Raw genomic sequence first — 17,901 nt, 5'->3', positions numbered from 1 at the left:
AGTGATTTAGTGAATTATTGATTTCCGAACATCCCTTAAATTCTAATTCAAACTGTATGTTTAAAGACTATATATTAAACGAGCTGGAAAAGCTTACGCTTATCCTGGCTCGTTTAGCCGGTTTTAAGGAAGAAGCCAAACTTGATGAATTTATTCAGCTGGCGGATACCACCCTGCAAAACGAATACAATATTAAATTACAGGAACTGTTGGAGCTAAGCAAACCCGACTTTGACTTGCTGCTCGAAAAGCAAAATTATCACCCCGATAAGCTGGATGCTTTGGCGCAATTGTTATATATGTATCAACAGCCATTGAATCCCAGTCCTGAAACCCTGGCGACATTACAAAAGATCCTGATCATTTTTGACCGCCTGGAGCAAAAACATCACCGCTCCGCATTCGAAAATATCAATAGACGAAACACTATCTATCAATTTCTACAAAACAACTATGAGTAAAGAACTTAGGTGGAAATTACTTTCATCACATTATATACATAAAGGCCCCTGGGCCACCTTACGAATTGACAAATGCGAAATGCCCGATGGCCGCATTGTTGATGATTACTACGTATTAGAATACAGCAACTGGGTTAACGGCGTAGCTATAACCGAAGACAATAAAGTGTTGATGGTAAAACAATATCGCCATGCAGCAGGAATTATCTCATTGGAAATCCCCGGCGGCGTAATAGATGGCGACGAAAAACCCGTTGAGGCCCTGCGTCGTGAATTACTGGAAGAAACCGGTTACCAGTTTGATGATTTCGAACTGATCTGTACCGTTTACGGCAATCCGGCAACAACCAACAACCAAACTTTTACTTTCCTGGCCAAGGGCGGCAAAAAAGTTCAGGGCCAGTCGTTGGATGCTCACGAGGAACTGATTGTGGAAGAATACACCATCGCCGAAGTAAAACAACTCCTGCTCGAAAATAAAATAGAACAGGCCATGCACTGCGCCGGGCTGTTTTATGGTATGGTGAAACTGGGAGCTTTGTAATATTAATTTTATTTAAAATCCCTTCTTGAGAGGGGATTCGCACATGCCTAGATATTTGTCTAAAAAGGGTGTCATGCTGAGCCTGTCGAAGCATGGTGGGCAGGCCTCTGCGCTCTACCCTTCGACGGAGCTCAGGGTGACACCCCTATAATACCTCTTCAACATGTAAAGCCCAAAGTAGAAATTTCTCCTTTTATCAACCCCCAACTCACTACTCATCATTCACGATACTACTCCGGACAATTATTCTTCCGTCGCGTATCTACAATATAAATGATCTTCCAGCCGTCTTTGGTTTTCAGGAGCTGAAAAACATCCACACCGCAATGGCTGAATTTATCGCCAACATAAAATTTATACGGCGCCCATACACTGGCCAGGGGACCATCGATCTTGATGCTGTTAAAAACAATACGTTCATCATATACCTCTTTATGCGGTGTACCTACTGATTTCAGAAAACCACTGGGATCCTCGTTAACCAATACCGGTGCTCCCGCCTTACTATCATTGATACTCTGAAAAACGATATGTTGATCAAACGTCGATCGCAACAGGGTACTATCTCCCTTACGCATGGCATCAAACAGGGTATTGATCGTTTGCTTTACATCGGCCTCATCCGTTTGCTGGGCAAATGTTTTGGATGACAGGAGTAATACAAATAGCAGCAGCGTTAAATTTTTCATGACAAGCTTATTGAATATTGGGAAACTAAATATAGTTATTTAATGGCATCTTTAATTTTCGTATCTTTGTATAGATAGCAGCCCGATCCTCTGATAAAAAAGAGAACCGGGCTGTTTAGTTAAGGTAAAAACCAAGCCAAAAATCGAGCATTTGGCACATAATTATTTGACAATCAATTATTTAATACTTTTTAAACCTAAAAAAACACGTTAAAACCGTGTTAAAATTTGTTAAAAAGTGTTAAAATCGACGTTTTTTGAGTGCTTTTTGATGAAAAACAGGCCATTTTCGAGCAGAAATTTGTTAAAATTCAAGGTTTAAAAAGTTTTTGAGCTGTTAATCATCTCCCAGATCTTCACCGCTTCCATGGCTTCTTTAACATCATGAACTCTTAGGATATTGGCACCCTTCGTCAGACCTATGGTGTTCAAAACAGTGGTGCCATTCAGGGCTTCGGCGGCGGTAGTATCGAGTAGTCCGTAGATCATCCGTTTGCGGGAGATGCCGACTAAAGTGGGCAAACCTAAAATATCAAAGTCCTGCAGGCGGCTCATCAGGGTATAATTATGTTCGTTCTTTTTGGCAAAACCGAACCCAGGGTCGATGATCACATCGTGTACACCCAACTGCTTGAGCTGCTGGTATCGTGACACAAAATAATCCAGCACCTCGGTAAAAACATCATCGTACAGGGCCAATTGGTTCATGGTCTGCGGTGTGCCCTTCATATGCATCAAAATATAAGGAACCTGTAAACGCGCAACGGTAGCAAACATACCCTCATCCAAAGTTCCGCCCGATATATCATTGATGATATGTGCTCCGGCCTTGATAGCAGCTTCCGCAACCTGCGCCCGGAAGGTATCGATAGACAATATGGCATCCGGGAAAGCCGCTACAATAGCCTCAACAACAGGCAATAGGCGGTCAGTTTCTTCGGCAATGGAAATATCCTCGGCATTAGGTCGTGAAGAGTACGCGCCGATATCTAAAAAAGCAGCGCCATCGGTCAGCATTTTTTCAGCTTGTTGCAGGGCCTCATCGACACCCGGTTTACGGCTGTCCGCGTAAAAAGAATCAGGCGTAATATTGATGATCCCCATAACCTTTGGGGTGGATAAGTCTATCAGTTTACCCCCCGCATTAAGGGTAGTTTTTTTATGGAAAAATGTATCTTGGGTCATGTGTTTTACAAAGTTTAAATATTGTAATTTAGTTTAACTTTGCAGCATTGGCGCAAGCACGCTATATTCAAACATTTCAACATTCAAATATTTCAAATTTGGCTAATACATCAGCAGAGTACGACGCAGTAATTAACACATGTAAGGGCCTTTTCATGAAAAAGACCCGCGACTACGGAACCGCATGGCGCATACTGCGCCCACAGTCTATCACCGACCAGATATTTATAAAAGCCCAGCGCATACGTACGCTGGAAGAAAAAAAAGTATCAAAAGTGGGTGAAGACATTACCGGCGAATATATTGGGATAGTAAACTACTGTGTTATAGCCATGATGCAGCTGGAATGCAGTACCGAAACCGCCATGGAACTTGCTCCCGATCATGTGGAACGGCTGTTTGACGATAGGGTAAAGGAAACCAAAGAGCTCATGTTTGCCAAAAACCACGACTATGGTGAGGCCTGGCGCGATATGCGTATCAGCTCATTAACTGATCTTATTCTGATGAAATTACTGCGTGTTAAACAAATTGAAGATAACCAGGGCCTTACCGAAGCATCAGAGGGTGTAAAAGCCAATTACCAGGACATGCTCAATTATTCGGTATTTGCTTTAATAAAATTAGGAGTGCAATAGACTACATCTATGAAAAACAGCTTTATTTGGTTTTGCAGAATAGCGGTTGGCCTGCTATTTATTTTTTCGGGACTGATCAAAGCCAATGATCCGCTGGGTTTTTCGTACAAGCTGGAAGAATATTTTGAGGTTTTCCACATCATGTTCCTTAATAGCTTCGCCCTTACCATGGCTATATTGTTGTGTACATTGGAAATGCTTTTGGGTTTTGCCCTGCTCATCGGCGTTCGTGCGGTAAAAGTGGCATGGGGTTTATTACTGCTCATTATATTTTTCGGCTTTTTAACTTTCTACTCCGCGTTTTTTAAAGTGGTACAAACCTGTGGTTGTTTTGGCGATGCTATACCGCTAACGCCATGGCAATCCTTCAGTAAGGATATGATCTTGCTTTTGCTGGTATTGGTGCCTTTTATCAACCGCAAAAAGATACAGCCCATATTTAAACCCAAAACGGCCGATAACTGGCTTATCGGTGCGGCTGTGGTTGCATTGGGCTTTGGCATATATACCTATAACTTTATGCCTGTTATTGATTTTCTACCCTATAAAATAGGCGCCAATATTCCTGATGAAATGAAAATTCCGCCTGGGGTACAACTGGATGAGTTTGAGGTAACCTACAATCTCAAAAACAAAAAGACCGGCGAAACCAAAACCATGAGCGATAAGGAATACCTGAAAACCAATATCTGGAAGGATGCTAATTGGGAAGTTGTGGGTAACCCGGAAAGCCGCCTGGTAAAAAAAGGTTTTGAACCTAAGATCCGCGACCTCTCGATACAAGATGGTCAGGGTAATGATTATACCAAAGAGCTATTATCAAACCCATTTTACAGTTTGGTTATTGTAGCTCATGATCTGGATAAAACCAACGCCGAAGCCATAAACCGCTTAAATGCCCTGGCCATAAACGCCACCGAAAATTATAATATCCGTACCATATTACTTACGTCCAATTCGGCACAAAGCGCTGAGGCATTTGCCAAGGCCCATAAACTGGTTACCGAAATTTTTTATGCCGATGGCGTTCCGCTAAAAGAAATGGTACGGGCCAACCCGGGTGTGCTGCTGCTTAAAAACGGCACCATCATTAATAAATGGCATTACCATACGGTACCAACTTATGATGCTTTAGTTAAAAAATATTTTCAGCAACAATAGCCATGATCCGTTACCTCATCCGCAAATTATTTTACGGACTGGCGGTAATGCTGGGCGTGGTGCTGGTGGTTTTTTTCCTGTTCAATATACTACCTGTCGACCCAGCCCGGATGACGCAGGGGCAGCGCGCCGATGTGCAATCATTACAGGCCGTACGTAAAGAATTTGGCCTGGACAAACCCATACCGGTACAATTTGCCTATTACCTGAATGATCTTTCACCGGTAGGCATCCATCTAAACAATGCCAAAGAGCAACAACGCTATCATTACGCCAAACTGTTCGCGGTAAGCGATACCAAGGTACTGGCTCTGAAATGGCCTTATCTGCGCCGGTCGTACCAAACCCGTAAAGATGTAGCGAGCTTGTTGATGGACGTGATACCAAATACATTGGTACTGGCTACTACTGCCATGATATTCGCCATTATTATCGGCGTATTTTTGGGAGTACTAAGTGCGGTAAATAAAGATACCTGGATAGATAAACTGGCAATCAGTTTCTCGACACTAGGCATATCGGCACCCTCATTTTTCGCGGGGATCATTATTGCCTGGATCTTTGGGTTTGAGCTCAGCAAATATACTGGTCTCAATATGTCGGGCAGTTTATACAGCTATGACCCGTTCCGGGGCGAAGTGATCAGCATCCGGAATTTAATATTACCGATGATCACTTTGGGTTTGCGCCCGCTGGCTATTATTGTACAGCTTACCCGCAATGCCATGCTGGATGTATTGGGGCAGGATTATATCCGCACCGCGAAGGCAAAGGGTCTCGGTAACCGGGCTATTATTTATCGCCATGCTTTAAAAAACGCGTTGAATCCAGTAATTACGGCTATTGCCAACTGGTTTGCATCCTTATTAGCAGGTTCGTTTTTTGTGGAATATATTTTTGGATACAATGGCCTGGGCAAAGCTACTGTTGATGCCCTGGAGATGTCGGATTTTCCGGTAGTGATGGGATCTATCCTTTTTATCGCCTTTATTTTTGTGGTGATCAGTATTCTGATCGATATTATTTATGTTTGGATCGATCCGCGGGTTAAATTAAGCTAATATTATAATGAAGTATTTTTTAGTTGGTTTTATGGGCTGTGGCAAAACCACCTGGAGCCGTAAACTGGCAGCCAAATTAGGCTATGAATTTATTGATCTTGACCACGTGCTGGAAGAAAAAGCAGGCATGAGCATTGCTGAATATTTTTCGAGCTTTGGAGAAGATGCTTTCCGTAAGCTGGAGTCTGACGTACTGAAACAAACCGAATACCCTGAAAATGTAGTGGTATCAACAGGTGGCGGCCTACCCTGCTTTTTTGATCACATGCAATGGATGAATGCCAATGGCAAAACCCTCTACATCAAACTATCACCCAAAACACTGGCCGACAGGCTCAGCAACAGTAAAACCGTGCGCCCGGTATTGCAGGGTAAACAAGGCGATGAACTGGTGGAGTTTATAACCGGCAAACTGGCCGAGCGTGAAAGTTTTTATTTACAAGCCAGCCACATTGTAGAAGGCATTGATATGTCTGTTGAAAAGCTGGAAGCAGCTTTGGGGATTGAGGACTAATTATCCTTACCTCAAATAAACCGCGTCTTCCTGGCCATCTTCATCCAATACCACATCAACATGTTCTTTGATCACGGTTGAAAGGGCTACACCGGCAAAGTCGGTAGTTACGGGGAAACTTTTATGATTACGGTCGATCAGTACGGCAGTACGCAATTTTTTGAGGGGTACGTCTAAAAATACAGCCAGGCCATAAGCCAGTGTCTTGCCACTGTTCAGTACATCATCAACCAGAATCACTACTTTATTGCTGCATTCTTGAACATCGAAATCAACCTTAGCCTGCAGGGTACTGCTTTGCTTTTCCAACTCAATAGTAAGTAGCTTGCTGGTAAATGGTGCGATGCCGTCTAATATAGTTTTGATCCGTTGAGCGATATGATTACCACGGGGCAATATGCCCGCTATCAGTATTTCCTGTTCGTCAAAGTTATCTTCCAGTATCTGGTAAGCAATACGGTCGAGCTTTTGCTCTATCTGGTGCTGATTTAATATCAGGAGTTTCTTTTCAGACATCGGGCGAATAATAAAATACTGATGTAAATATAGAAAATTAACTATCCAACAAAAGCCTTAATTACTTCTTCCCATACGGGAAATAAACAAAATTTGCGCCCTCGGGTACTACCACAAAAACGCACATAAAATCGTTAGGATTTTTGTAGCTGTTGATGAAACGGTCTTTCAGTTCGGGTTTAATAACGCCGCGCTCTTCAAATTCTTCGAGGGTTGAGGCGTGGATGCTCCAATCGGTGTTCAGATCGTTACGATCCAGAATAACCTCTCCCAGTTTCAGTTCATGCTGATGAGCAATGAAAATAGGATATGTAGATAACCCCTCCATCATAATTTCGACAGCCACTTCATGGATCGATTCTTTAAAAATTTTAAGCTCACGTTCCAGGCCCAGCAGCGGGCTGTCCGGAGCTGGTTGTTGGCTTTCGTTACCTTCGTTTAACAGGTCTTCGGGTTGCATACTTTAAAATAAATTCTAAACTCTAATTTCTAAACTCTAAATCTTAATCTCTGAATAAGAAATTAAAATTCCGAAATCATGTCCTTGCTCTTTGTTCCTTTTGTCCTTGTTCTTTATTCCCCTTGTCCTTGCTCCCTTAACACCAGCAACACTACATTCTCTACGTGCTGTGTATGGGGGAACATATCAACGGGTTGTATTTTTACGGTGTCGTATTTCTCTTTCAATACCAGTAAGTCACGGGCCTGGGTTGCGGCATTGCAGCTTACATAAACAATTTTTGGAGCTTCAATTTCCATCAGTCGATTCACCACATCGGGGTGCATGCCCGCGCGCGGCGGATCGGTAATGATCACATCGGGTTTGCCATGCTCAGCTACGAAATCAGCAACCAGCACATCCTTCATATCACCCGCGTAAAATTTGGTATTGGTGATATTGTTGATGGCCGAGTTCACTTTAGCATCTTCAATAGCGGTAGGAACGTACTCCACCCCCACTACCTCTTTTACATGGCCCGCAATAAAATTAGCGATAGTCCCGGCGCCGGTGTAGAGATCATATACCAGTTCATCGCCCTTAAAACCAGCAAAATCGCGGGTTATTTCATATAGCCGCAATGCCTGAATACTGTTGGTTTGGTAAAATGATTTTGGCCCGATACGGAACCTGATGCCATTCATTTCTTCATGGATGTACTCGGGCCCTTTAAAGGCGATCACATCCTGGTCAAAAATGGTGTCGTTCTTTTTTTGGTTGATGATGTATAGCAGCGAAGTGATCTCCGGGAAACCGGCATCAATAAAGTTCATCAGCTTGTTGACTTCCTCCTCGCTCACATAGGCAAACACTACAATCACCATTACCTCGCCGGTTGATGAGGTACGCACGATCAGGTTACGTAAGGCCCCCTCATGGTTACGCAGGTTATAAAAAGTGTAACCCTGCGCTATTACAAAATCACGGATGCTGTTACGCAGTGTATTGGACGGTTCGGCCTGCAGATAGCAATGCTTCACATCCAATATTTTATCAAAACGACCGGGGATATGGAAACCCAGCGCGTTCATGTTCAGGGTTTCATCTTCTTTATTTTCACCGTCGTACAGCCAGCGTTTATCAGAAAATGTATATTCTAACTTGTTACGATAGTAACGATCTTCAGGTGATGGAACAATATCCATAATGCCTTCCACATCAATTTTGGCTATACGTCCTAAGGCATCGGCCACCGATTTTTGTTTGAACTTGAGCTGTCCGGTGTAATCCATGTGCTGCCATTTGCAGCCCCCACAGGTACCAAAATGTTCGCAAAAAGGCTCAACCCGGTATTCGGAAGGTTGTTTAAGCCCGACTATCCGGCCTTCGCCGAAATTCTTTTTGCTTTTGTAAACCTGTACATCGGCTATATCCCCGGGAATGGCTTTATCTACAAAAAGCACAAAATCGTCGGTTTTACCTACACCTTTACCCTCTTCGGCAATATCAATGATCCGGACATCCTCAAAAAACTTCTGTTTGGCAACTTTATTCATCAGGCTGCAAAGTTAACCGTATTTATTTAGGATAAAAACTGGAGCTTAGAGATAAGCACAAAGTGGGTTTACATGGTTTACACTTTTCATGGTTTACACTTATTCAATTAATTGACAATCAATATATTAAATTAATTTTTATACAAAAAACTGGGTTTACATGTAAACCCAGTGTAAACGCATCTTGCTAAGGAGATAAGAGCCGGGAAATAAGAAAATGGCTAATTCCCCGACTCGCTTTTTGATTAAGGTTTAGGGTTTATAGATTCGGATTCATGAATTACCGGACAAAAGAATATCCGTTCCGCTTAAAAGCGAACTACAGAGAATACAATAAGCAATCAGGCGAACAAGCTTAGGATATAGGATACAAAATCATCTGTATCCATATCGGCTATATCAAATTGCTCATCAATCATGTCTGAAAATTCTGTTAGTTCGGGACTCATGACAAAAAATTTATTATGCTAACATAGTAAATATTATACTAAAAACCAAATCGGTATACGGTATTTTATAAAATTAAAAAGAATTTCATTCTTTATTGGGCTTAAGCTATTTCAACTTATATTGAGCAAAAAACGATGATCTTTCAATTAACTATTTACCCCAGATAAGAAACCTTACCATGATACTTAGGATAAGCAGAATTGGCAAAGCAAATGAAAACCAATAGCCCAACCAAAAAAGTCGTTTTCGGAAAAGCTGGCTATTGCTTGTGTTATAAGAGCTATCAATCATCCAACCTAATGTGTAAAATATATTTGCTATGCCCATCATTATTAAATAGGCAAATCCCTGAAAGGCCATCTCAAATATTGTTTCTTCAAACTCTTCATGAGGTGCTATAATTATAGGCCCAAGAATGCAATAAAGCAAAAAGGCAATAAAACCGGCAATAACTAGCCCCATGTTGTATTTGAGTCTCATTCTCCACCACCATTGCTTTGCTATGAGTGAAATTTCAGTATCCATATTTAAAAATTGGCATCTTGTGATCTGCTTGTTTGATTGTTATGGCCTTAATTGTCTTTTCATATTTTAGTCGCATTTTTTTGATAAATAGCTTAAACGTATTCCCTCCTGCCTTAAATACTTTTTTATGTGCAAACCATACCAGGCATGAAGTAGCATAAAAGAAATACTTATAAAGCGTCCTCCGCCAGGTTTTCCCTAAAATGCTCTTCGTATCATAAATAATTGCCAATCTTTCGGTCTGGAAAACAATATGATGTGCTTCATCAATCAATATATCCGTGCAGATCTGTTTCAGCAATTCGCACTTTGTAGCATCCTTTAGCGATTGATAAAATATTTGCGCCGTGCTTTCAACTATAATAACAGCCACCGTCCACATTTCCATGCTGGTATTAAAATATCTTATCTTTCTGAATAAACTATCGCCCCAATCTTTTTTGATCCTTGACTGCCCGATGCAGTCAAGGTACGTGCCTAAGTTATTACCATGCTTTTGTTCCTCTTTAACAAATAGCTTCACAGCATCAACATAATCCGGATCAGCAATTTCCTTTGCATATAGAGTTGACGCGGCTATAAGATTTTTCCCTTCAGAGGTTTCGCCCAACTGCCAGGCTTGCAATGAGGCGAGTATGGTATCGACTTCATCATGCGTAATAGAAGGCTTTACATTCCAGTTCACCCTTTTTTGATCTGCATTTACCTTGAAATGCCCGATCCAATAATTACTTGTATGCATAATTATTCCGGTTATTAATGCTTATCCCAGTTTATTTTGCGGGAGAAGTACATCAGTATACCCACTACCATAAATAAGGCGATGCTACCGATAATGAGCGCGAAATCTTCCAATTGGATGATCACAAAGATGAACGCGTAAAAAACCGACAGGATAAAGGCGAACAACAAAGCCGCCATTTTATTTTTTAACAGGGATGCGATAAACACTGACACCAATGCTATGGTTGACACCGAGGCAATGAGGTAAGCGTAATTATAACCCACCTGCTCCGAAAAGGAAAGCAGCAGGGAATAATAAATGATCATGGCTATGCCAATAAGTACATAATTAAATATATGGATCCTTTGCTTACGGATCACCTCGGTTAAAAACAGCGAGATAAACGTTAGCATAATGATGAGCAGCGCGTACTTGCTGGTGCGCATTGTTTTTTGATACTGATCAACCGGCAGGCGTAATTTTACGCCAAAGATGGCATCGCCAAGCTTTTTATCATTGTTTAGCAGGATATCATTATTTATCCATTGTTGTGGAAAAGGGCGGTTATAATACAACATGCGCCAACGGGCTTTAAAGCCATCTTTGTTTACCGTGCGTTCGTCAGGGAGATAGCGGCCATCAAAGCTCGGGCTGTTCCAGGTTCCGCTTGCTTCCACGTCGGTAGTTTTACCCAGATGTAAAAAGCTTAAGTTCTGACTTCCTTTCAGATCTAAGGCGTATTCAAAAGGTACATTTCCGTCTTTTGCCCCCGAAATATCCACAGCTACCTGTAAGCCTCCGCCAAATACCGATGCGTTGTCAAATACGGGTTCGGCAGTCAGCGTTTGATCATTAGCTTTGATCACCGGGTTGTTTTTCAATCCTTTTAAATCGCTGATGCTAAATACGATCCGGGCTTTATTCAGTAAAAGCTGGTCGGCATTCAGGGATAGGCTAGCCAGATCGGCTTTGGAGAAATTGCCCGAAACCTTTACCAGGGAATTATAAACCGCCACATCAAATATTCCGCGATGCAGTATCTGGGTGCTTAACCCGGCTTTAATATGCAGGTTATCAGGCAGAACGTATAAATTTTCGATGATCTCCCTGGTAACTTCTTTATTCGATGTCCCCATCGCGGTGATCTGCTTTTTGTAAGGGATAACCAATACCGGCCCCTTGATCACCTGGCTGCCCGACCATTTGTCGGACACATCGCGCATCATTTCATCTTGCCGGCTGGCCCGTTCATCAATGAGGTTATTGACCAGCGATGATGGTACCAGCAATACCAGTACCAGTGTAGCAATAAAAAGCAATTTAATGGTTACCGACTCCTTGAGCCCGTCCATTATTCCTTGTTTTGATGATTTGTCTTCGGTCATATTATTTTAAAAATATAAAGTACTTTGAAATTCAAAGTTTAAAGATCAAAAAGAAGGCTCTGAGAGCCTTCCTGTATTTTTCTATCATAGAAAGTACTTTGAAATTCAAAGTAACAAAGAAGAATTAAACAATCCAAATAATTTCTTTTAAAAATTTATTTCAGAAAAACGTTCTTCTTTAGATAATACCAGGGAAGCTGAATACTTAATTAAAAGTAATGGGGCACTTATAAAGCCAAATAATAGGTATAACCTCTGCAAATTACTATTTATTACTAAATTCCAGCATGCAAAAGACTGATGAATTTATACAAAACCGAATAAAATGGAGAGCCGACAAATATACATTATCAACAGGCTATACTTTTTTCTTCGATGAGCTGAGCCATGAAATAAAGCAATATTTAATGACTTTCTTGGATAAAAACCTAAGTGGGACACCCGTCATTTTTTTTACCAAGCCATCAAAAGCATGGACATTAGTTTGCACAAAACAGGTTATTGGATACCATGATCAAAAAACCTTTAAGCTTGATTTTGAAGATATAGTCCGTATTAGAGGATTTAATCAAAATAAAAAAAAAGAGGAATGGGACGAACTGATCGTTTTTAATAAACAAAACGATCAATACGTTTTACATACAAATAACGGATATGATCACGTTGCCTTACATAACATTCTGTTAATGCTCCTGGGCATGGCCAACAGGTCATAGTATTTAAACTGAAATTGCCGCCTTCACCAGGTAAGGAAGTATCTCTTTTTGAAAAGAAACAAAATTCTTGCGTACATCAGAATCACTCACCGAAGTGAAAGCAAAGCTAAACACAATGCTTTTACTGCATTTTATTAAAAAGCGCAGCCTTTGCTGGTAGGTTTCGTGCTTACGGATGCCGGGTAATTGTATAAACGAAGCCATCAACAATTCTTCCAGCTCGTTGGACAGATTTTTTAAAAAATCCTGCGAGTTGGTTGATTCCCTGATAAAATCCCAGCCGATAAATTCGTTACATATGGTATACGACAGGCGGCAGGTTTTCATGATCAGGTTGTTCAGATACTCTTCCTCATCAATATCCGGGGCGTTGTGCTGTACCAGGTCGTCAACGCTGGCCTTGATATAATCCATCAGCAGTATATGTAAAACCGCTTCTTTACTATCAAAATATTTGTAAATGGTAGCCTTGGCAATTTTAGCCTTTTTGGCTATCTCATTAACACTGGTTTTATGGTAACCGAATTTGCGGAACAGCTCCTGCGCCGCCCTCTTTATACTATCCTTTATTTTATCGGCTTCCATTTATTAAATTAATTGACAACTTGAATGGTGAAGGGGGTTGTTATAACCTGGTATGACCTCAGCGATTTTGTGGCTGGCGCCTTTACCGGTGTACCATCCTCTAATGAAAATTTTGACCCGCTGCAGGGATCAGTAGCCGTAAAACCCGAAGCATCAATGGTAACCGCGCATTTTTTTTCGGGCTGATAGCTGCTGCATCGGTCAAAAGCAACAATTCCGCGAGTTTGTGAATGATATAAAATTAAGCCTGCCACTCCATATCCGTTAACCACAGCATACCCACCAGGGCTATTCAGCGCACTATATTTAGGGTTGATCTCTGCCTGAAAGTTTACCGGTATGCTCGGAACTGGATCTCCTTTTCCGCATGAAAGTAAACAAACAGCTGTTAATATGACCATTATGAACTTTCTCATAATATTTCGGTTTGAAACTGTTTTAAAAAGCGAACATCGTTTTCAGAAAATAAACGCAGATCACGGATCACATATTTCAGGTTCGCGATCCTTTCCATACCCATACCAAAAGCAAAGCCGGTATATTTTTTACTGTCGATACCGCAGTTTTCCAGCACATTCGGGTCAACCATACCGCAACCCAATATCTCTACCCAACCGCTGTATTTACACATATTACAGCCAGAACCGCCGCAAATGGTACAGGAAACATCCATCTCTGCCGATGGCTCGGTGAACGGGAAATATGAGGGGCGAAAACGTACCTTGGTACCTTCGCCATATAATTCCTGCACAAAGTGATATAGTGTTTGTTTCAGATCGGCAAAGGATACGTTCTCGTCCACATACAAACCTTCCACCTGGTGAAAAAAGCAATGGGCACGGGCAGATATAGCCTCGTTACGGTAAACCCTGCCTGGCATAATAGCCCTGAACGGTGGTTTACCATGTTCCATCATCCGCACCTGAACCGATGAGGTATGGGTACGCAAAGCGATATCATCCTTGCCGCTGTTCTTTTTGATAAAGAAGGTATCCTGCATATCACGCGCGGGGTGCTCTTCCGGAAAGTTCAGGGCCGAAAAGTTATGCCAGTCGTCCTCAATTTCCGGTCCTTCTGCAACCACAAAGCCCAGGCGTTTAAATATATCGATGATCTCATTACGTACCAGCGAAAGCGGATGACGTGAGCCAACAGCAAAATCTTCGCCTGGTAGCGTAAGGTCAAGTGTTAAGTCTTTAGCCTTTGGTCCGGAGTCAAGTGTTTCTTTTAGCTCATTGTATTTAGCCTCGGCCAGTTGCTTAAACTGGTTAAGTACTTTACCAAAAGTGCGTTTTTCCTCAGGACCAACGGTTTTAAACTGCTCAAAAAGGTCTTTTATAATTCCCTTGGTACCTAAAAATTTGATTCGAAACGTTTCCAGTTCATCGGCATTAGCCGGTGAAAAAGCATTTATTTCGGCTGTATACTGGTCAATTTGAGCTTGCATTATTCTGGTGTTATTAAAAAATTACTGGCGGTAAGCCAACTTCCTGATATCGCCTGCGGTGTAAACCGGTTGGGCATCTGATGCCAACAAGTTTGCAAATATAAAAAAACGGCTCTAATGTGTTTAGCGATTGCATGAATATATAGCATAAGGGCCTACGAGTAACGCTATTATTACCCGGCTTTAACACAGGCACGCATTATATAAAAACTTTTTAAAGCTTTATTTTAACATTTTTTTGCTTAAAAACAGGGCAAAAATGAGTGAAAAGCCGCTCAAAATTGATTCAAAACCATCGATTTTAACACTTTTTAACAAATTTCAATATGGTTTCTGCAAGTTTAAAAAGTATTAAATTATTGATTGTCAAATAACTACATACAAAACGATCTGTTTTCGGACCTTTTTATCGCTAAATTAAACGGCCCGGTTCTCCTTTTTTAGGGAAAACCGGGCCGTTGTATATACAAATATACGCATTTAAGTGCGGAGTTTAAGTTGCATGCCATTCCTTACATATAGGAAAGAAAAAACTAAAAAACATGTCATTGCGAGGCACGAAGCAATCCCCTCGCGTTCTCATGAATAGGAATAGCTACGAGATTGCTTCGTCGTACCTCCTCGCAATGACATAAGGTTAAACATGTGGAGGAGTCGGCTACCACAGGCGATCTATCTTATTCCAATATCGAATGAAAATCACGTTCAAAACCTTCGCCATAGATCACTTTGTACTCTTTGCTAAAGTTCTCGAAAGTGTTTTTGGCCAGCGAGTGTTTGCCCAGGAACGAAAGGGCTTTGCATTTCAATATCATAGCATCTTCGTTCACCGGGTCGAAGTAAAAAATATCATTGGCCAGTTTGATCAGGAACTCCGCATCGTCGGCAATCTGAACCGATCCGGCAAATTGGATATAGGAGTCGATGATCTCGTTGGATACTTCTGACTTAAAGGCATCCAACCATTCATATTCAATGTTTGATAAGAAATTGCCGCGCTGGGTGATGTGGGTAAGCTGGATGATCTTTTGCTTATTGAGCTTGCTTTTATTGGATACGATATTGAGATAGTTATGATAATCAACCATGATCTGGTTATAGTCGATCTCAATTTTCCAGTAGCCGGTGTCCTTCGACAAATGGCAATGCCCCATTTTGTCCAGCAGCGATTTGAGCTTGGCAATATTTACCGAACGGTTGTTACGTGCGCTTTTTTCTGATTTATCAAACCACAAGATCTCGTTCAGCTTTTCGGAGCTTACTCCCCTGCCCAGTTTTACCGAATACAGCAAAATAACCAGGAACAACTCTTTAAGCAGGGGTGTAAAATACTTGGTGATCTCGTGGCCTTCGGGTGTAAACAATTGCAGATCGCCAAATAAAAATATGGCGTTCTTATTGTTATTTACCCGGTTATCATGATCGGGCTCAATAGGTGGTTCCGTATGTTCGGCATGATGATGAACCAGGGGTTCTGCAACAGGTGATATTAATAGCGGTGGCGGTTGAACCTTATTTTTGCGGCGGTAAACAATCACCACACCGGCTATACCCAAGCCCACAACCAATAAGCCGCCGATCCACAAAATATAGTTAATACCTGCCTCGCTCAGTATCGGGATATCCAATGGCTCGGGCGGACTTAGTAACGAGTACACTTTAATCTTGGTCTGCTCTTTATCTTTAAAAAGAGTAACCGTTAAAAATTTATTGCTGTGCGGACAGTAATAAATATCGGCATAAGCACGTGCGTCATGAAATAAATAAGGAATGGTATCGCCCACCAGCTGGTAAGCCGGTTTATCCAACGATCCTTTGATCAGCTGCAGATTGGAGTTAAACTTATGCTGCGGAAATATGAGCCCGTAATACGTTTTGGCTTTACTGTTGATGATGAGCGAATTGGCAAATACAAAGTCTTCGCTTTTAACTCCGATGTTAAATAATTTCTTAAACGTTTTAGTTTTGACAGTAAACTGCATCATATCATACAGGTTACGCGGGTTTACGATCTGCTGACCCGAGGCACTGCCATAACCACCTATCACATACACCGTATCGCCCGCGGCATTGGCTCCCAAACCGGCCATGTAACGTGGCGTAAATACGTCGCCGTTGGCTTTTATCTCCTGCCAGGCGCCGGTGCTTACATGATAGCGTTTCACACTGTCTTTATAAACCAGTTGCCCATAACCGCCAATAGTATATATAGACGAGTCGGTTTTGCAGAAAAATTTATTCAGATGCCCGGTATTGGTTTCCTGGGGCAGGTTTTTAAAGCCCTTGTCCCACTTTTGGTCTTTAATGTTATAAGTAGCTATCCCCTTTTGATCAATAAACAGGTAGTATAAGTTACCATTATTGAACAGGGCTTGGTCGCCGGGAATAAGTTGTTGTCTGCCTGCTTTGTATACCTCGCTCTTTAAAGGCGATATTTTATTGACCGAGTAAGAAAGCAATGAATCGGCAGTGATGATATAAACCGTTTCGGTAGCCGGGTCAAAAGCCAAACTGGCATCGCCGGCCACGCTAAATTCCTTTTCCATTTGCCAGTTACGGTGACGGGCCTTGATCCATAGCGGATTGGTAACTGTACCGTTGTTCTGATTAACGGTTTCGTGCGCCACATCACCCTGCCACTCGTTCAGCGGCCACCAGGATAACAGCTTATCCTGCTGTACAATCTTTACATCGCGCAGCTTAAATGGCGGCAGATCGGTAGTTTGATACTGCTTATAGGCATTGGCGCCAAACAGCAATTTATAGTTGGAGCTTTGCTTTAAGTGCACACCCACCTCGCTGTAGGATGCCTTCCCGGCAAATACGGTGAGCTTATCGTTCTTAAAATCAATAAATATTTTGAGCTTGCTCCAGTTATCAAGCAGATCTTTATCGTCGATATTGAAGGATATTTTGGAGAGCTTTTCGCCAATAATGATCTTGAAATGTTTGGTATTGTATTGGTTATCATAAACCAGGTCGATGTTTTGCTTATCGTCGCCAACCAGCCTGAGCATATAGCCAAAGTATATTTGCCGGTTAGGGATGAACGACAGATCGAAGGATATCTCGAGATTATCTTTGGCAGCAACGTTGCTGATACCCAGGTTTAAGGTGGTGCGTTTATCCTGTACTACTTCGTGGCTATAAAAACCAAGCCCGTATGATTGCGCATGAACAGGTGGTATCCATAGTATATTTAAAAAAATAACCGCAATTATTCCCGAAACAAAAAACCTCATGTTGATCAGTACTTACTATTAGGACTTAAGTACCCGTATTGTATTTATAATTTAGCCAGCTAA

General features: G+C 41.7%; 19 protein-coding genes. 7 read left to right on the top strand and 12 right to left on the bottom strand.

All coding sequences use genetic code 11. The annotated features are described in order from the left end of the window. Positions 1 to 56 precede the first annotated feature (56 nt). Together AC57BQ_RS25890 and AC57BQ_RS25885 are read left to right on the top strand one after the other, a co-directional pair. Positions 57 to 461 (top strand): hypothetical protein, encoded by a 405-nt coding sequence (locus AC57BQ_RS25890; RefSeq protein WP_496409005.1) that lies wholly within the window; start codon positions 57 to 59, stop codon positions 459 to 461. Continuing rightward, complete coding sequence (locus AC57BQ_RS25885) at positions 454 to 1,005, top strand: NUDIX hydrolase (RefSeq protein ID WP_496409004.1); 552 nt, start codon at positions 454 to 456, stop codon at positions 1,003 to 1,005. Before AC57BQ_RS25890 ends, AC57BQ_RS25885 begins: the two co-directional genes overlap by 8 nt. A 230-nt stretch (positions 1,006 to 1,235) precedes the next feature. On the opposite strand, the gene AC57BQ_RS25880 is transcribed toward AC57BQ_RS25885, so the two are convergent. After that, entirely contained in the window at positions 1,236 to 1,694 is a 459-nt protein-coding gene (locus AC57BQ_RS25880; RefSeq protein WP_496409003.1) for a nuclear transport factor 2 family protein, read from the bottom strand. A 318-nt stretch (positions 1,695 to 2,012) separates the two neighbouring features. Continuing rightward, positions 2,013 to 2,879, bottom strand: coding sequence for a dihydropteroate synthase (gene folP, locus AC57BQ_RS25875; RefSeq protein ID WP_496409002.1), 867 nt, complete (start codon positions 2,877 to 2,879; stop codon positions 2,013 to 2,015). Between the two features lie 155 nt (positions 2,880 to 3,034). Between folP and AC57BQ_RS25870 the strand changes: the two genes are divergently transcribed. From AC57BQ_RS25870 to AC57BQ_RS25855, 4 genes are read left to right on the top strand one after another with little or no spacing between them, the layout of a single operon-like run. Beyond that, on the top strand, positions 3,035 to 3,517 hold the full coding sequence (locus AC57BQ_RS25870) for a DUF1599 domain-containing protein (RefSeq protein ID WP_496409001.1): 483 nt from the start codon (positions 3,035 to 3,037) through the stop codon (positions 3,515 to 3,517). A gap of 9 nt (positions 3,518 to 3,526) precedes the next feature. Next, positions 3,527 to 4,678, top strand: coding sequence for a BT_3928 family protein (locus AC57BQ_RS25865; RefSeq protein ID WP_496409000.1), 1,152 nt, complete (start codon positions 3,527 to 3,529; stop codon positions 4,676 to 4,678). 2 nt (positions 4,679 to 4,680) lie between these two features. Beyond that, positions 4,681 to 5,739 (top strand): ABC transporter permease, encoded by a 1,059-nt coding sequence (locus tag AC57BQ_RS25860; RefSeq protein WP_496408999.1) that lies wholly within the window; start codon positions 4,681 to 4,683, stop codon positions 5,737 to 5,739. Positions 5,740 to 5,746: 7 nt separating this feature from the next. Then, the gene (locus AC57BQ_RS25855; protein ID WP_496408998.1) at positions 5,747 to 6,253 is read left to right on the top strand and encodes a shikimate kinase; all 507 of its coding nucleotides are present in this window, start codon (positions 5,747 to 5,749) and stop codon (positions 6,251 to 6,253) included. A 6-nt stretch (positions 6,254 to 6,259) separates the two neighbouring features. Here the strand turns inward: AC57BQ_RS25855 and AC57BQ_RS25850 are convergent, their stop codons facing one another. From AC57BQ_RS25850 to creD, 6 genes are all read right to left on the bottom strand, one after another. Further along, positions 6,260 to 6,769, bottom strand: coding sequence for a phosphoribosyltransferase family protein (locus AC57BQ_RS25850; protein ID WP_496408997.1), 510 nt, complete (start codon positions 6,767 to 6,769; stop codon positions 6,260 to 6,262). Between the two features lie 61 nt (positions 6,770 to 6,830). After that, the gene (locus AC57BQ_RS25845; protein WP_496408996.1) at positions 6,831 to 7,229 is read right to left on the bottom strand and encodes a hypothetical protein; all 399 of its coding nucleotides are present in this window, start codon (positions 7,227 to 7,229) and stop codon (positions 6,831 to 6,833) included. Positions 7,230 to 7,342: 113 nt separating this feature from the next. Next, positions 7,343 to 8,764: a 23S rRNA (uracil(1939)-C(5))-methyltransferase RlmD gene (gene rlmD / locus AC57BQ_RS25840; RefSeq protein ID WP_496408995.1), complete on the bottom strand. Its 1,422-nt coding sequence runs from the start codon at positions 8,762 to 8,764 to the stop codon at positions 7,343 to 7,345. A 600-nt stretch (positions 8,765 to 9,364) separates the two neighbouring features. Further along, positions 9,365 to 9,739, bottom strand: coding sequence for a hypothetical protein (locus tag AC57BQ_RS25835; RefSeq protein WP_496408994.1), 375 nt, complete (start codon positions 9,737 to 9,739; stop codon positions 9,365 to 9,367). Further along, positions 9,729 to 10,481: a ferritin-like domain-containing protein gene (locus AC57BQ_RS25830; RefSeq protein ID WP_496408993.1), complete on the bottom strand. Its 753-nt coding sequence runs from the start codon at positions 10,479 to 10,481 to the stop codon at positions 9,729 to 9,731. The genes AC57BQ_RS25835 and AC57BQ_RS25830 overlap by 11 nt, the downstream gene beginning before the upstream one ends. Before the next feature lie 14 nt (positions 10,482 to 10,495). Next, positions 10,496 to 11,848: a cell envelope integrity protein CreD gene (creD, locus tag AC57BQ_RS25825; protein WP_496408992.1), complete on the bottom strand. Its 1,353-nt coding sequence runs from the start codon at positions 11,846 to 11,848 to the stop codon at positions 10,496 to 10,498. A gap of 287 nt (positions 11,849 to 12,135) precedes the next feature. On the opposite strand from creD, the gene AC57BQ_RS25820 reads away from it, so the two are divergent. Next, positions 12,136 to 12,564, top strand: coding sequence for a hypothetical protein (locus AC57BQ_RS25820; protein ID WP_496408991.1), 429 nt, complete (start codon positions 12,136 to 12,138; stop codon positions 12,562 to 12,564). Positions 12,565 to 12,567: 3 nt separating this feature from the next. Here AC57BQ_RS25820 and AC57BQ_RS25815 read toward each other — a convergent pair whose 3' ends face one another. The 4 genes from AC57BQ_RS25815 to AC57BQ_RS25800 form a co-directional block, all read right to left on the bottom strand. Further along, a complete protein-coding gene (locus AC57BQ_RS25815; RefSeq protein ID WP_090472850.1) occupies positions 12,568 to 13,149 on the bottom strand; it encodes a TetR/AcrR family transcriptional regulator in 582 nt (193 codons plus the stop codon). A gap of 8 nt (positions 13,150 to 13,157) precedes the next feature. Next, positions 13,158 to 13,565, bottom strand: a complete 408-nt coding sequence (locus AC57BQ_RS25810; protein WP_496408990.1) for a Rieske (2Fe-2S) protein — start codon at positions 13,563 to 13,565, stop codon at positions 13,158 to 13,160. Continuing rightward, positions 13,562 to 14,596 (bottom strand): phenylalanine--tRNA ligase subunit alpha, encoded by a 1,035-nt coding sequence (pheS, locus tag AC57BQ_RS25805; protein WP_496408989.1) that lies wholly within the window; start codon positions 14,594 to 14,596, stop codon positions 13,562 to 13,564. The genes AC57BQ_RS25810 and pheS overlap by 4 nt, the downstream gene beginning before the upstream one ends. Before the next feature lie 677 nt (positions 14,597 to 15,273). Beyond that, positions 15,274 to 17,838 carry a galactose oxidase gene (locus tag AC57BQ_RS25800; RefSeq protein ID WP_496408988.1) on the bottom strand — a complete coding sequence of 855 codons (2,565 nt, stop codon included), beginning with the start codon at positions 17,836 to 17,838 and terminating at the stop codon, positions 15,274 to 15,276. Positions 17,839 to 17,901 lie beyond the last annotated feature (63 nt).

This window comes from Mucilaginibacter sp. BGA-UO-ETr-C110 (genome assembly GCF_059567985.1).
The sequence above is the reverse complement of the archived record's forward strand: the minus strand, read 5'-3'. Positions and strand labels throughout refer to the sequence as shown.